This window comes from Pseudarthrobacter defluvii, from assembly GCF_030323865.1.
Classification (GTDB): Bacteria; Actinomycetota; Actinomycetes; order Actinomycetales; family Micrococcaceae; genus Arthrobacter; species Arthrobacter sedimenti.
In genome coordinates this window covers 1,209,722-1,223,364 of record NZ_CP066362.1, presented here as the reverse complement: position 1 = coordinate 1,223,364, position 13,643 = coordinate 1,209,722, and the positions used below count along the sequence as shown (strand labels likewise).

13 protein-coding genes and 1 tRNA gene are annotated in these 13,643 nt (G+C 66.6%); all 14 read right to left on the bottom strand.

Annotation, left to right across the window (positions count from 1 at the left end; all coding sequences use genetic code 11):
- Window positions 1–70 precede the first annotated feature (70 nt).
- Window positions 71–1,303, bottom strand: coding sequence for a branched-chain amino acid ABC transporter substrate-binding protein (locus tag JCQ34_RS05720; RefSeq protein ID WP_286402792.1), 1,233 nt, complete (start codon window positions 1,301–1,303; stop codon window positions 71–73).
- Between the two features lie 246 nt (window positions 1,304–1,549).
- Window positions 1,550–1,623 (bottom strand) — tRNA-Leu (locus JCQ34_RS05715).
- 113 nt (window positions 1,624–1,736) lie between these two features.
- The gene (locus JCQ34_RS05710; protein WP_286402790.1) at window positions 1,737–3,203 is read right to left on the bottom strand and encodes an NAD(P)/FAD-dependent oxidoreductase; all 1,467 of its coding nucleotides are present in this window, start codon (window positions 3,201–3,203) and stop codon (window positions 1,737–1,739) included.
- A gap of 34 nt (window positions 3,204–3,237) precedes the next feature.
- Complete coding sequence (locus JCQ34_RS05705; protein ID WP_286402788.1) at window positions 3,238–4,647, bottom strand: S8 family serine peptidase; 1,410 nt, start codon at window positions 4,645–4,647, stop codon at window positions 3,238–3,240.
- Between the two features lie 4 nt (window positions 4,648–4,651).
- Entirely contained in the window at window positions 4,652–5,599 is a 948-nt protein-coding gene (locus JCQ34_RS05700; RefSeq protein WP_286402786.1) for a Ppx/GppA phosphatase family protein, read from the bottom strand.
- Complete coding sequence (locus JCQ34_RS05695) at window positions 5,596–6,267, bottom strand: DUF501 domain-containing protein (protein WP_286402784.1); 672 nt, start codon at window positions 6,265–6,267, stop codon at window positions 5,596–5,598. The genes JCQ34_RS05700 and JCQ34_RS05695 overlap by 4 nt, the downstream gene beginning before the upstream one ends.
- A 28-nt stretch (window positions 6,268–6,295) precedes the next feature.
- Window positions 6,296–6,979, bottom strand: a complete 684-nt coding sequence (locus JCQ34_RS05690; RefSeq protein ID WP_286402780.1) for an FtsB family cell division protein — start codon at window positions 6,977–6,979, stop codon at window positions 6,296–6,298.
- A gap of 135 nt (window positions 6,980–7,114) precedes the next feature.
- Complete coding sequence (eno, locus tag JCQ34_RS05685) at window positions 7,115–8,395, bottom strand: phosphopyruvate hydratase (protein WP_236801544.1); 1,281 nt, start codon at window positions 8,393–8,395, stop codon at window positions 7,115–7,117.
- A 118-nt stretch (window positions 8,396–8,513) separates the two neighbouring features.
- On the bottom strand, window positions 8,514–9,113 hold the full coding sequence (locus JCQ34_RS05680) for a MazG nucleotide pyrophosphohydrolase domain-containing protein (RefSeq protein WP_286404319.1): 600 nt from the start codon (window positions 9,111–9,113) through the stop codon (window positions 8,514–8,516).
- Between the two features lie 79 nt (window positions 9,114–9,192).
- Entirely contained in the window at window positions 9,193–10,329 is a 1,137-nt protein-coding gene (locus JCQ34_RS05675) for an adenosine deaminase (protein WP_142130696.1), read from the bottom strand.
- 67 nt (window positions 10,330–10,396) lie between these two features.
- On the bottom strand, window positions 10,397–11,122 hold the full coding sequence (locus JCQ34_RS05670; protein ID WP_286402778.1) for a DedA family protein: 726 nt from the start codon (window positions 11,120–11,122) through the stop codon (window positions 10,397–10,399).
- 134 nt (window positions 11,123–11,256) lie between these two features.
- Complete coding sequence (locus tag JCQ34_RS05665) at window positions 11,257–11,886, bottom strand: DedA family protein (RefSeq protein WP_286402777.1); 630 nt, start codon at window positions 11,884–11,886, stop codon at window positions 11,257–11,259.
- A gap of 6 nt (window positions 11,887–11,892) precedes the next feature.
- A complete protein-coding gene (locus JCQ34_RS05660) occupies window positions 11,893–13,224 on the bottom strand; it encodes a thymidine phosphorylase (RefSeq protein WP_286402776.1) in 1,332 nt (443 codons plus the stop codon).
- Window positions 13,221–13,643: a cytidine deaminase gene (locus JCQ34_RS05655; protein ID WP_286402774.1), complete on the bottom strand. Its 423-nt coding sequence runs from the start codon at window positions 13,641–13,643 to the stop codon at window positions 13,221–13,223. Before JCQ34_RS05655 ends, JCQ34_RS05660 begins: the two co-directional genes overlap by 4 nt.

The window sequence follows — 13,643 nt, the reverse complement described above, 5'->3', positions numbered from 1 at the left end:
TGCTGCCAAGCGAAGAAAAGGCTGTGGGGGCCGCATCTGCTGGCCCCCACAGCCGATTCCTGCTGGACTGCTACTCCCCGATGGGGCCGACGGGGACGATCTTGCCGTTCTCCACCTTGTAGCCGTAGACGGTCGGGGCCTGGAGTTCACCCTTGGCGTCCCACTTGTAGTGCTTGCTCAGGCCGTCCTTGTCGTAGGCCTTGACCCAGGCCAGCAGGTCCGCGCGGCTTTGCTTGCCTGCGTCAATGCCGGACAGGAGGACAGTAGCGGCGTCGTAGCCTTCGATCGAGTACGTTCCGGGTTCTGCGCCCTTGGAGACGTCCTTGTAGGCCGTGGCGAAGTCGGTGATGAGCTCACCGGGGATGCAGGGGCAGGTGAAGTAGGCGTTGTTGGAAGCGTCGCCTGCCTGCTTGATGAACTGGTCATCCTTCACGCCATCCGGTGCCACGAAGGTTCCGGTGAAGCCCTTGCCAACCAGCTGCTGGTCGAACGGTGCGCCCTCGGCGTAGTAGCCGGCGTAGAAGACGGCATCAGCCTTGGCGTTCATGATCTTGGAGATGACTGCCGAGAAGTCCTTCTGCCCGGTGGTCACCTTTTCCGTTCCGGCCAGTGCACTGCCCAGTCCGGCGGAGGTGGAGGTGCCCAGGCCGATGCCGTAGTCGGAGTCGTCCTGGACAAGGTAGACCTTCTTGGCGCCCAGCTTGCCGGTGAGGAACTTGGCCGCCGCCGGGCCCTGGACGGCGTCATTGCCGAGGCCCCGGAAGAAGGTGGTCCAGCCGTTCTCGGTGAGCGTGGGGTTGGTGGCCGACGGCGTGATGTGGACCAGGCCCTTCTGCTCGAAGATGTTGCCCGTGGCCTTGGATTCACCCGAGAAGGGCAGGCCGACCACACCAACGATGTCCTGCTCGCTGACCATCTGGGTGACGGGGCCGGTGGCCTTGTTGGGGTCACCTTCGGTATCGAACTTCTTGAACTGGACCTGGCAGCCGGGGTTGGCCTTGTTGTGCTGGTCGATGGCCAGCTGGATGCCGTTGAAGATGTTGACGCCGAGCTGGGCGTTGGGACCGGTCTGCGCGCCTGCGTAGGCCAGCGTGGTGGTCGCGGGGCAGGTGGCCTTGCCGTCACCGGCGGGCTTGACGGCGCCGGAGGGGACATCCACTTTCGAAATGGCGGGGATATTCACCTTGCTGGACGAACCCGAGCTTTCGGTGGTGCCGGGGCCCGCCTGGTTGGCACAGGCCGACAGCAGCATGCTGAACGTGGCTGCTGCTGCCAACGAGGTGAGGACTTTCTTTCGGTACATTTGTCTGCCTTCCGAAACAGGGCCATGCGATGCGCGAACGGATCAATGGAGCGCCGAGGCGCCCGGAATTGGACCAGGTATTCCTGATTTAGGTTCAAGCTAATGCATAGACAGCAGCGAAGCTAAGTGACTGAGGTCACAGCCTTATAACAGTCGTTGCCTATGCGGAATTAAACGCAAGGAAGCCGCCTGCAATCGCAGGCGGCTTCCTTGTGGACGGCACTGATCGTGGCGGCCGGGCAGTTGTACCCCAGGTGGGACTCGAACCCACAACACGCGGATTTTAAGTCCGCTGCCTCTGCCAATTGGGCTACTGGGGCGCCGGGTCAATGGTACCTGCCAGGGGCGCCTTGGCTGGAAACGCCGACGGCGGCCGCCCCCGCGAAGGGGACGGCCGCCGTCGTGCGCTGTGAAGCGTGGTGGAACAGACGCGCTACTTGGCGTTGGCCGCCACGGTCTCCTTCGGAGCTGCGGCAGCGGTTGAACCGGAGCCGCCGGCCGGCACGGCTGCGGGAGCAGCTGCAGGCTTCGGGGCCGGGGTTGCTGCCGAGACAAAGGCGCCGCGGGGGTTGTCCAGGTCCATCAGCTGGGTGGTGTCGCGGCCGGCGAAGAAGCCGATGATCCAGTTCAGGATGACGCGGAACTTGCGCTCGAATGTGGGCATGGCCATGCCGTGGTAGCCGCGGTGGGCCAGCCAGGCCGGCGCTCCCTTGAGGCCGATGCGGCCCAGGAGATTGATGTTGGCAACGCCCTTCCACTCGCCGAAGCCGGCCACGGCACCGAGGTTCTTGTGCTTGTAGTCGGTCAGCGGCTTGTCCCAGCGGGAGGCCCAGAGGTTCTTGGCGAGGCGCTTGGCCTGGCGCAGGGCGTGCTGGGCGTTGGGTACGCAGGTGCCGTCCGGCAGGCCCTTGCCGGTGAGGTCCGGAACAGCGGCGATGTCGCCGGCTGCCCAGGCGTTTTCCACGATGCCTTCGTCGCCGGAGATGCGCAGGTCCGGAAGGACCCGGACCCGGCCGCGGGGCTCAAGGGGGAAGTCGGTGGAGCGGACCATGGGGTTGGCCTGCACGCCGGCGGTCCATACCAGGGTGTCCGCCTCGAATTCCTGGGCCGGGGTCTTGTCCGGGAGGTTGATCAGCTTGAGGGTGCCTTCGGCGCTGTCCAGCGAGGTGTTGAGGAGGACCTCAATGCCGCGGCTGCGCAGGTGTTCCACCACCCAGTCGGCCTGCTGGGCAGTGACCTCGGGCATGATGCGGCCCATGGCCTCGACCAGGACGAAGCGGACTTCCTCCTGCTTGATGCGGGGGTTGTTGCGCACGGCGGCGCGGGCGAGGTCTTCCATTTCGGTGATGCACTCGATGCCGGCGAAGCCGCCACCGACCACCACGAAGGTGAGGGCCCGGGCGCGTGCCGCAGGGTCCGTCATGGTGGACGCAACCTCGATGCGCTCGAGCAGCTTGTTGCGCAGCGCAACGGCTTCCTCGATGGTCTTCAGGCCAATGCCGTTGTCCGCCAGGCCCTTGATGGGGAACGTGCGGGTAATGGCGCCGGCTGCGAGCACGACGTCGAAGTAGGGAACCTCGAAGTTTTCGCCGCCGTCGGCGGGAGCCACCACAGCCTTGCGGTTGACGTGGTCGATGGAGGTAACGCGCCCCTGGATCAGTTCCGTCTGCTTGAGGTGCTGGCGGTGGGATACCACCGCGTGGCGGGCTTCGATGTTGCCGCCGGCCACCTCGGGAAGGAAGGGCTGGTAGGTCATGTAGGGCAGGGGATCAACGACGGTGACGATGCCACCGGCGTTCGCGATCTTCTTCTGCAGTTTCAGTGCTACGTAGAGGCCGACGTACCCGCCGCCGACGACGAGTACCCTGGGACGGTCCTGGAGCTGTGGGGTGGTTGCCATAGTTTAAGGATAGCGCAGTTTGTGAAAATCTTCACTAACTTTGACGACCGTCTGTAACGCTGGAATTCCTGGCTGGATGCACCTTGTCCAGCACCCCTGTTTCGGGTTCTTCTGCGGCAAGGGCGGGGTTGCGGGCGGCCCTGCGAAGCTGGATGGCGGCTGCCACGATGATCGCGACAAACAGGACTGCAAACCCGATCACGACGGCGGCGCCGATGGCACTGTCCCGCGGGGACGGCGCCTTGGCGGCGGGAACGGTTGCTTCGGGCAGCGTGGGTGCGGCGCTGGGGACCTGGGTGGTGGTTGGCAGTGGGGTTGCGGGAGCAGCGTTTCCCCGCCTGTGGACGCGGATCCACTCGGCGATGGTGCCCAGCGGATTGACCGATACCTGCGGAACATCGGCTTTAAGTGCTGCCTCGGCGTTGAGGATGCCGTAGCCGTACAGCGGGTCCTTGCCCGGGGCTCCTGCGTCCTTGGCCGTGGTGATGATCCTGTTGATCACCTGTTCAGCACTCATATCCGGCCACTTGGACCGGATCAGGGCGGCCACGCCCGCGACGATGGGGGTGGAGCCGGAGGTTCCGGCCCACTCCGCGTAGCCGCCACCGGGGAGTCCGCCCAAGAGGTTTTCGGCGGGCGCGGCCACACCGATGCTGATCCCCTGCGAGGAAGCGTCCACGCTGGCCACGTTCTTCCGGTCCAGCCCGGCGACGGTCAGGACGCCCGGGATGGTGGCGGGTGCGCCCACCTGGGTGTTGCCGCCCACCCGGTTGCCGGCCGCCGCGACGATGACCACGTCCTTCTGTTCCGCGTAAAGGAAGGCCGCGTCCCAGCTTTGCGGCCACTGCGGGCTTGTGCTGCCCAACGAAATGTTGATCACCTTGGCGCCGTTGTCCACGGCCCAGCGGACTGCCTCGGGGATCTGGTCCTGGTCGCTCTTGCCCGAAGGGTTGGGTGAGCCAAGCCAGGTGGAGACCGAAAGGAGCTGTGCTTCCGGCGCCACTCCCATGATGCCGTCGGGCGGTGTACCCGCCGGTCCCGGGCTGGGGCTGGGGCTGGGGCTTGCCGGCTGGTGGCCGCGGCCGGCAAGCATCGTGGCTACCAGGGTGCCGTGTTCGGGCTTCGAGCCCACGCTCTTCTGGCCGTCGGGCCGGCCGGAGCCGGAGGCGTCGTACCCACCGACGACGGCGCCTTTGAGGTCCGGGTGCTGCGCGTCAATGCCGCTGTCGATGACGGCTACCTTGACGCCTGCGCCCTTTGACACTTCCCAGGCCTTGGTGATGCCGGAATCTGCCAGCCAGTATTCTTTGTCGCGCCACTCATCGGCCCGTGCGGAGGGTGCCGTGAAGAGGCCCGCGCAGAAGCAGCACGCAACCAGGAGGACGGCCATCAGGGCCGCCGCCGCCCGCGGCAAGAAGCGGGTGGAAGCTGTTGTGGAATGCATGGGCCTACCCGATGCTCAGGGCGATGCCATCGAGGATGTCGTGCTCGCTGGCCGTGGCTGCGGTAATCCTCCCGCCGGTCAGCTCCCCCATCCGTTCCAGGATCCGGCGCCACACCAGTCCCCCGGCCCCGATGACGTCCACGCGTCCGGGGTGCATGTACGGCAGGGCCGCGCGTTTGTCCCGGGTCATGGTGAGCAGGTCGGTGGCGGCGGCGCGGACCTCCGCAATCGGCAGTTCCGTGCCGTGGATGGCGTCCGGCGAATATTCCGGCAGGCGCAGGGCGTGGGCGGTGATGGTGGTGACGGACCCGGCAACACCGACGACGGCGGTGGCGCGTTCCAGCGGCACGTCGCGTCCGGCGCGGGCTATGGCTGCGTCAACGTCGGCTTCCGCGGCCGCGATCTGGGCAGGGGTGGGGGGATCGTCGCTAAGGTGCCGTTCGGTGAGGCGGACGCAGCCAATGTCCACGGACTTCGCCGCGGTCACGCCGTCCGCAGTGCCGAGGACGAACTCGGTGCTTCCCCCGCCGAGGTCCACCACCAGCACCTGGTGGCCGTCGAGGATGGGCAGGACGCTGCTGGCACCGGCAAAGGACAGTGCCGCTTCCTCGTCCCCGGAGATGACTTCGGGCTCCACGCCCAGCAGGTCCCGGATTCCGTCCACGAAGACGTCCCGGTTGCGTGCGTCGCGGCTGGCGGAGGTGGCGACGAAGCGGATCCGCTCTGCGCCGTGTTCCTTGATCAGCCGAGCGTAGTCGGCGGCTGCGGCGAAGGTCCGGTCGAGGGCCTCGGGTGCCAGTTCGCCGGTGGCGTCCACGCCCTGGCCCAACCGGACCACGCGCATCTCGCGGACTACGTCCGTCAGGCCCGTGCCGCCGTTGCCGTGGTGGATGTCCGCGATCAGGAGCCGGATGGAGTTGGTGCCGCAGTCGATGGCGGCCACGCGGGTCATTCGGCGGCTCCTGCGGTGCCGGCAGACTTCCGGACGGGGGCCGGGCGTCCCACGATACCGGGCAGGCCCTGCGGTCCGTGCCGGCTGAGGTCCCGGGACGGTGCCTCGCCGGTGGTGTCCCAGGCGCCGTCGCAGTAGCACTTGTCCGCCGTCCACCACTCGCTGATCATCCCGATCGCCGTGTCGCCGAGGGGGTTGACGCCGCTTCCCGCTGCCAGGGAGTGGCCCACCAGGACGTGCAGGCACTTGACGCGGGTGGGCATCCCGCCGGCGGAGACGCCGTCGATTTCCGGCACCGGGCCGATGCCCGAACGCTGCCCGATGGCTTCGCGGGCGGCCAGGTACTCTTCATGGGCTGCCCGGTAGGCCGCGGCGAGTCCGTCATCGGTGGCCAGCTGTTCGTTCATGGTGTTCATGACCCCCGCCGCCTCAAGCCTGGAAACCGCGGATGTGATCACCGGGTGCGTCAGGTAGAAGGTGGTGGGGAAAGGAGTGCCGTTGCTGAGGCGGGGTGCGGTGGCCGCCACCAGGGGGTTGCCGCAGATGCAGCGGGCCGGAATCTCCACGACGTCGCGGACGGGACGTCCCAGCTGCCTGCTCAGTACTTCAAGGTCGTGTGCTGTCGGTTGGCGGGATTCGTCCCGGGCGGCTGCCGTGTTGTGTTCCACTGTCGCGGGCCGTCCTTCCTTGTGCGGTTCAGTCTGTGGCCGCGCGCCTGATGGACTCCCACAGGGAATCCACCCACGGCAGATCGGCGGGGTCTTGTGCTGCTGCGCCGGCGGGGCTACTGCTTTCTGCGGCCGGCTCATCGCTGCCAAAAACCCAGTAGCCGGTTTCGCCCGGCATAACCATGTTAATGCGGTCGCGGGCCTGCTGTTTGACGTAGTTGGGGTCCTGCCAGCGCGAAACCTGCTGGCGGAGGGCGTCGCCTTCGGCCTGACGTGCTGCGATATCGGCGTGCAACGCGTCGATTTCAGCCTTCTTGTCGAAGAAGATCTTCACCGTGGGCGCGAGCATGATGGTGATGGCAATCATCACCACGGCCAGCGCGAGCATGCGCCCGGAGAACGCCTTGGCGGGGACAGGGTGCTGCCCGTCTTCGCGGTCAGGGGTGTCCTTGCCGTCCGTGGAACTGCTGCCCTTGCGTGCGCCGGCAGGTTTGGGCTTGGGGGCCTCCCCCGCCTTTCCGGCGCCGGGCTGGCCGGAAGCTCCGTGCCCGTGGTGGTCCTTTGGCCGTGCCGTGTCCCTGGCGGCCGTTCCCTTGGCCGGGCGGAAATCCGCCCGGATAACATCGGCACCGCCGGAGGGCCCGTCGTCGGCCGTTTCCTTGGCTGGACGGGTGGGGGCGACCTTGGGAACTTTGGGGCGGCGGGTAGCCATGACACTCCTGAAACGCAGCCTGCCGGGGCCGCCACTATCTGTGCTGGACAACACTTCTGGGACAACTGCTGCTGGAAAAACAGCGGTGGCTATGGTCTTTCAACCATAGCCACCGCTGAAGGGTTTAGCCGGTTACTAGCCCTTGAAACGCGGGAACGCGCTGCGTCCGGCATAGCGTGCGGCGTCGTCCAGTTCCTCTTCGATCCGCAGCAGCTGGTTGTACTTGGCAACGCGCTCGGAGCGGGCAGGGGCGCCGGTCTTGATCTGGCCTGCGTTGGTGGCCACCGCGATGTCGGCAATGGTGGTGTCTTCGGTTTCGCCGGAGCGGTGCGAGGTGATGGTGGTGTAGCCGGCACGCTGGGCCAGGCTGACGGCATCCAGGGTCTCGGTCAGGGAACCGATCTGGTTGACCTTGACCAGCAGGGAGTTGGCGGTCCTGGTGTCGATGCCGCGCTGCAGGATGGCGGGGTTGGTGACGAAGAGGTCGTCACCTACCAACTGGACCTTGTCGCCGATGGTGTCGGTGAGGGTCTTCCAGCCCTCCCAGTCGTTCTCGTCCAGCGGGTCCTCGATGGAGACCAGCGGGTAGGCGTCCACGAGCTCGGCGTAGTAGGCGCTCATCTCGGTGGCGGACAGGGCTTTGCCTTCGAACTGGTAGGCACCGTCCTTGTAGAACTCGGAGGAGGCAACGTCCAGGGCCAGTGCGATGTCCTTGCCCGGGGTGTAGCCGGCGTTCTTGATGGCTTCCTGGATCAGGTCCAGTGCCGCGCGGTTGGACGGCAGGTTGGGGGCGAAGCCGCCCTCGTCGCCGAGGCCGGTGGACAGGCCCTTTTCCTTCAGGACGGACTTGAGGTTGTGGTAGACCTCGACGCCCCAGCGTAGGCCTTCGGAGAAGGTTTCAGCGCCGATGGGGGCGATCATGAATTCCTGGATGTCGACGTCGGAGTCGGCGTGGGAGCCACCGTTGAGGATGTTCATCAGCGGCACGGGCAGGACGTGCGCGTTGGGGCCGCCCAGGTACTTGTAGAGCGGCAGGTCAGCGGAGGCTGCGGCTGCGTTGGCGACTGCCAGGGAGACGCCCAGGATGGCGTTGGCGCCGAGCTTGCCCTTGTTGGGGGTGCCGTCCAGGTCCAGCATGGCCTGGTCGATGCTGCGCTGGTCTGTGGCGTCGAAGCCGGTCAGGGCGGGGGCGATCTGGTCGATCACGGCGTCGACGGCCTTCTGCACGCCCTTGCCCAGGTAGCGGCCCTTGTCGCCGTCGCGCAGTTCGACGGCCTCGTGCTCACCGGTGGAGGCACCGGAGGGAACCGCCGCGCGGCCGATCTGGCCGTCGGACAGCAGGACTTCAACTTCTACGGTGGGGTTGCCGCGGGAATCGAGGATCTCGCGGGCGTGGATGGCATCGATAAGCGCCATGAATTTGCTCCTTATGGGCGATTAACGGGGGGAATCAGGCAGAAAACTCGACGTACTCGTCACCGACTAGCGTAGTCGAGAGTGCTCCGGGTTACTCAAACCGGTCAAGGGCCGGACGTCATGATGGCGCGGGTCCGCTGCGGCCGCCTTGCGGGCCGTCATCGCCCTGGTAGCGGCGGACGGCGGCGCGCAGGGCACGCTCGGCGTCCATGCCGTTGTCCCGGGCGGAACGCACGACGGCGAGCAGCAGGGTTCCGAGCTCGTCCTCGTTTTCGGGGATCGGTTCCCCGGCTGGCAGCTCCAGGCCGGCACGGGCTGCGCGGTCCAGCGACTTTTGCGCTTTGGCCAGCGCCGGGAGGGCCTCCGGGATTCCTTCAAAGGCTCCGCGGCGTTCAGGGCGTTCGGCCCGCTTGACCGCATCCCATTTCTGCTCGATCTCCGCCACCGTGGCGGGGAAGCTGTCCTGCAGGGACCCGTCCGGCCTGAAGACGTGCGGGTTGCGGCGGACCATTTTGGCACCCAGGCCGCGCGCCACGTCGTCGAACGTGAACGCGCCGCGCTCCTCCGCAAGGCGGGCATGGAGCACTACCTGGAGCAGAACGTCACCCAGTTCGCCCTGGAGCTCCTTGTCCGGGTGGCCCTCCTCGATGGTCTCGGCCACCTCGTAGGCCTCCTCCAGGAGGTACTCCACCAGGGAAGCGTGCGTCAGGGCGCCCATCCAGGGGCAGTGTTGGCGCAGCTGGGCAATTTGGCCCAGCAGCTCTTCGGTTGCGGAACTGCCGGGCCGGGAATCCGGATCAGCCAAGGTTGGCGTAGGCGTCGTTGATGTATTCCACCAGCGCTTCCTTTTCCTCCAGCGGCAGGAAGGACGCCTCGGCGGCGTTGAGGGTGAGCTCGAGCAGGTCGTCGAGGTCGTAGTCGAAGGTTTCCACCAGCAGGTTGAACTCGTCCGTTAGGGTGACACCGCTCATCAGGCGGTTGTCGGTGTTGATGGTGACGTTGAAGCCCAGCTGGTAGAGCATGTCCAGCGGGTGGCTTTCGATCCCTTCGCCGAATTCAGCGATCGCGCCGGTCTGCAGGTTGGAGGAGGGGCAGATTTCCAGTGCGATGCCGCGGTCGCGGACCCAGCTGGAGAGGTCGCCCAGGGTGACCAGGCCTACGGTGTCGCCGGCTTCCTCGTCGTCGTCGAACTCCACCATGATGTCCTCGGCGATGCGGACGCCGTGGCCCAGCCGCAGGGCGCGGCCGTCCACCAGCGCCGACTGGATGCTCTCCAGCCCGGCTGCTTCACCGGCGTGCACGGTGGCGGGGAAATTGTGCTGTGCAAGGTAGGTGAAGGCGTCCTTGAAGCGGCTGGGCAGGAAGCCGTCCTCGGCGCCGGCGATGTCAAAGCCCACGGCACCCTTGTTGCGGTGGCGGATGGCCAGTTCGGCGATCTCCTGGCCGCGGTCGGCGTGGCGCATGGCGGTGATCAGCTGGCCCACCTGGATCTCGCGTCCGGTCTCGGACACAGCCTCGACGCCGGCCTCAAGGCCTTCCTGCACAGCTTCGACGACTTCATCCAGGCTGAGCCCCTTCTGGAGGTGCTGCTCGGGTGCCCACCGGACTTCGCCGTACACCACGCCGTCGTCCGCGAGGTCCTCGACGAACTCCTTCGCCACGCGGAACAGGCCGTCGTAGGTCTGCATGACGGCTACCGTGTGGTCGAACGTCTCCAGGTAGCGGACCAGCGATCCGGAGTCTGCTGATTCGCGGAACCACTGCCCCAGGGCCACCGGATCCGTTGAGGGCAGCGTGTGGCCAACGGCTTCCGCCAGTTCGATGATGGTGGCCGGGCGGAGTCCTCCGTCCAGGTGGTCGTGCAGGGAGACCTTCGGCAGGCTCTTCAGGTCAAAATCGATGGCAGGGGCGGCGTCAACAATGGGCTCAGTCACGTTTCCACCTTAGGGTGGGGCGGAGTTCAAAGCCAGCGGCCCAAAACCAGCCGTCCAAGGCCGGCTGCTACTTGGCGGCGGGGCCTGCCTCTGCCGACGGCACCACGAAGGCCTGCGTGCCGGGCCGGCCCTCGTGGCCGGAGCCGGAGGATCCTTCGGTCCAGCCGTCCGCGTCCGGCGTATCGTCACGTCCCAGCCGTTTGTGCCACCAGCGCAGCAGGTGGTCGATGACGACGCCCAGGACGATGGCGAACACTACCGCGATGCCAGCGCTGAGCAGCGGGTTGTGGTGCAGCCAGGGGAAGGAGCTGGCCAGCAGGCCGATGCCAAGGGAGTAGCCCACCCAGGTAAGGCAGGCGAAGGCGTCGAACACAAAGAACCTGCGGTGCGAAAAACCTGTGCTGCCGGCGACGTAGTTGACGGCCACCCGGCCCCAGGGGATGTAGCGGGCGGTGAAGATCAGCACAGCCCCGCGCTTTTCAAGCTCATAGCGGGCCCACGCGAAGACTTTCCGGACCTTGGGCTTGCGCATCCACCCCCACCGGTCCAGGCCGATCCTGCGGCCGAGCATATAGGCCATGTTGTCGCCGGCGATGGCGCCTACCAGCGCCGTGACACCAAGGATCCAGAGGTTGGGTTCGCCGCTGTGCCGGGAGAACGCAGCAAGAGCGACGATGAGGGTCTCGCTGGGGACCACCATGGCGAAGCCGTCCACGAAGAAGAACACGAGCAGGACGGGGTAAATCCACCACTGGCCCGCTGCATGGAGCACGGCCTCATTAATAAACTCCACGCGGTGTTGCTCCTGTATGAAAAATGACACAGCCTATGTGCCGCAGCCAAAGCGGAAATCGTTCCTAAGTGTCCCACGCGCCGGGGCCTGTCCGCTACGCCCCAATGCCCGGAATTACCCCTTAAACGCGCCGGTCAGGCCCCGGGTTCCCGGATCCGTTCCACCACATTGGGTTTGCCGCGGAATTTGTTGATCACCAGGTCCACCACGACGCCCAGCGCGACGGCGCAGACAATGGCGATTGCGGCACCCAGGAGGTGGTTGTCCTCAAACCACTGGCCAAAGAAAAGCCCGATAGCCACCGAGTAGGCTGCCCACAGGCTGGCGGAAAGGACGGTCAACCCCACGAACCGCAGGTGGGGATAGTGGGTGACCCCGGCGGTCAGGTTGACGGCAACCCTGCCGATCGGGACGAAGCGCGCCACCAGGATCAGCGACGCCGGCCGCTTCCGCAGCTCACGGCCCGCCCAGCGGAAAGCGGCCTGCATGCGGGGCCCGCGCATCCACGCCCATCGAGTGGTGCCCACACGGCGGCCAAGGAGGTAGGCGATGTTGTCCCCGGCGAAGGCCCCCGCTGCAGCCACCAGGGCCAGGAACAGCGGATTGGGAACATCGGCGGTGGCCGCTACCGCCGCGAGGCCCACCACCACCGACTCGCTGGGGACCGGCGGAAAGAAGCCGTCGATGATGCAGCAGGCCAGCACCAGGACCAGCACCCACGGCTGTCCGGCTGCGGCGAGGATGAAGTCATTGATGGCCTGCATTGGTCACTATGCTATGCGGTCGATGATGAGCTGCTGGGCGGGCCGTGAACCTTCCGGAGCAATAACCACGGCGTGTTCCAGGGCTTCGCGGGCACGGGCGAACCGCTCCGGAGTATTGGTGAGCAGCGTCATCAGCGGCTCCCCTGCGCGGACTGTGGCGCCCGGCTTGGCGTGCATGCGCACCCCCGCCCCGGCCTGGACGGGGTCCTCCTTCCGTGCACGGCCGGCACCCAGGCGCCACGCGGCCACGCCAACGGCGAGCGCGTCCAGTTCAACCAGCACCCCGTCGGCGGGGGCGTATACGACGTCGGATTCCCTGGCCTTTGGCAGGGCTGCCCGGGGGTCGCCGCCCTGGGCGGAGATCATCCGGTTCCAGACGTCCATGGCCCGGCCGTCCTTCAGCGCGGCAGCGGGATCGGCGTCGCGCACTCCTGCCGCGGCGAGCATTTCTTCGGCGAGCCGCACAGTCAGCTCCACCACGTCATCAGGACCGCCGCCCGCCAGGACCTCCAGCGATTCCTCGACCTCGATGGCATTGCCGGCGGTAAGGCCCAGCGGGGTGTCCATGTTGGTCAGCAGCGCAACAGTGTTGACTCCTGCGTCCTTGCCCAGCGCCACCATGGTTTCGGCGAGTTCGCGGGCTTTGGCTTCGTCCTTCATGAACGCGCCGCTGCCCACCTTGACGTCCAGGACCAGCGAGCCGGTGCCCTCTGCGATCTTCTTGCTCATGATCGATGACGCGATCAGCGGGATGGCCTCCACTGTGCCGGTGACGTCCCGGAGCGCGTACAGCTTCTTGTCGGCGGGGGCAAGTCCGGCGCCGGCGGCGCAGATCACTGCGCCAACGTCCTGGAGCTGGGCCAGGATCTCGTCGTTGCTGAGGTTGGCCCGCCAGCCGGGGATTGACTCCAGCTTGTCCAGGGTGCCTCCGGTGTGCCCCAGGCCGCGGCCGGACAGCTGGGGAACGGCGACGCCGAATACCGCCACCAGCGGGGCCAGCGGCAGGGTGATCTTGTCCCCCACCCCACCCGTGGAGTGTTTGTCCGTCGTGTACTTCAGGCCGCCGTCGGGACGCCGAAGGCTGGAGAAATCCATCCGTTCACCGGAAGCGATCATGGCCGCCGTCCAGCGGGCAATCTCGGGCCGGTCCATGCCGTTGAGCAGGATGGCCATGTTCAAGGCCGCCATCTGCTCGTCAGCGATGGCCCCGCGGGTGTACGCGTCAATGGTCCAGTCGATCTGTTCGGGGCTCAGCGTCCCCTTGTCCCGCTTGATGCGGATGATGTCGACGGCGTCGAACGCTTCGGCGCGGCTGTTCGGTGTTCGGTTCTCAGTCACCGGGTCTCCTCCAGGTGTTCGGGACCGAAGGCGTCGGGCAGCACCTGGTCCATGGTCTTGATGCCTTGGGTAGTCATGACCTGCATGTCCGGGGCACGGAATTCGTACAGCAGCTGGCGGCACCGGCCACAGGGCATAAGGATGTTTCCCTCCCCGTCAACGCAGTAGAACGCCCGCAGCAGGCCGCCGCCGGTCATCTGCAAATTTCCCACCAGGGCACATTCGGCGCAGAGGGTCAGCCCGTAGCTGGCGTTTTCCACATTGCAGCCGCTGACGATCCGGCCATCCCCGGTGAGCGCCGCGGCGCCTACCGGAAACTTCGAGTACGGGGCGTAGGCATTCTTCATGGCGGCGACGGCGGCTGCCTCCAGGGCTGCCCAGTCCACGGCCTGTGCGTTGACCAATTCTGCACTTTCCAT

What these genes read in the sequence shown, in the direction of transcription:
- JCQ34_RS05720 (WP_286402792.1), bottom strand. Translation starts at nt 1,303, where the DNA reads ATGTACCGAAAGAAAGTCCTCACCTCGTTGGCAGCAGCAGCCACGTTC.
- JCQ34_RS05710 (WP_286402790.1), bottom strand. Translation starts at nt 3,203, where the DNA reads ATGGCAACCACCCCACAGCTCCAGGACCGTCCCAGGGTACTCGTCGTC.
- JCQ34_RS05705 (WP_286402788.1), bottom strand. Translation starts at nt 4,647, where the DNA reads ATGCATTCCACAACAGCTTCCACCCGCTTCTTGCCGCGGGCGGCGGCG.
- JCQ34_RS05700 (WP_286402786.1), bottom strand. Translation starts at nt 5,599, where the DNA reads ATGACCCGCGTGGCCGCCATCGACTGCGGCACCAACTCCATCCGGCTC.
- JCQ34_RS05690 (WP_286402780.1), bottom strand. Translation starts at nt 6,979, where the DNA reads ATGGCTACCCGCCGCCCCAAAGTTCCCAAGGTCGCCCCCACCCGTCCA.
- eno (WP_236801544.1), bottom strand. Translation starts at nt 8,395, where the DNA reads ATGGCGCTTATCGATGCCATCCACGCCCGCGAGATCCTCGATTCCCGC.
- JCQ34_RS05680 (WP_286404319.1), bottom strand. Translation starts at nt 9,113, where the DNA reads ATGGGCGCCCTGACGCACGCTTCCCTGGTGGAGTACCTCCTGGAGGAG.
- JCQ34_RS05665 (WP_286402777.1), bottom strand. Translation starts at nt 11,886, where the DNA reads ATGCAGGCCATCAATGACTTCATCCTCGCCGCAGCCGGACAGCCGTGG.
- JCQ34_RS05655 (WP_286402774.1), bottom strand. Translation starts at nt 13,643, where the DNA reads ATGGAAAGTGCAGAATTGGTCAACGCACAGGCCGTGGACTGGGCAGCC.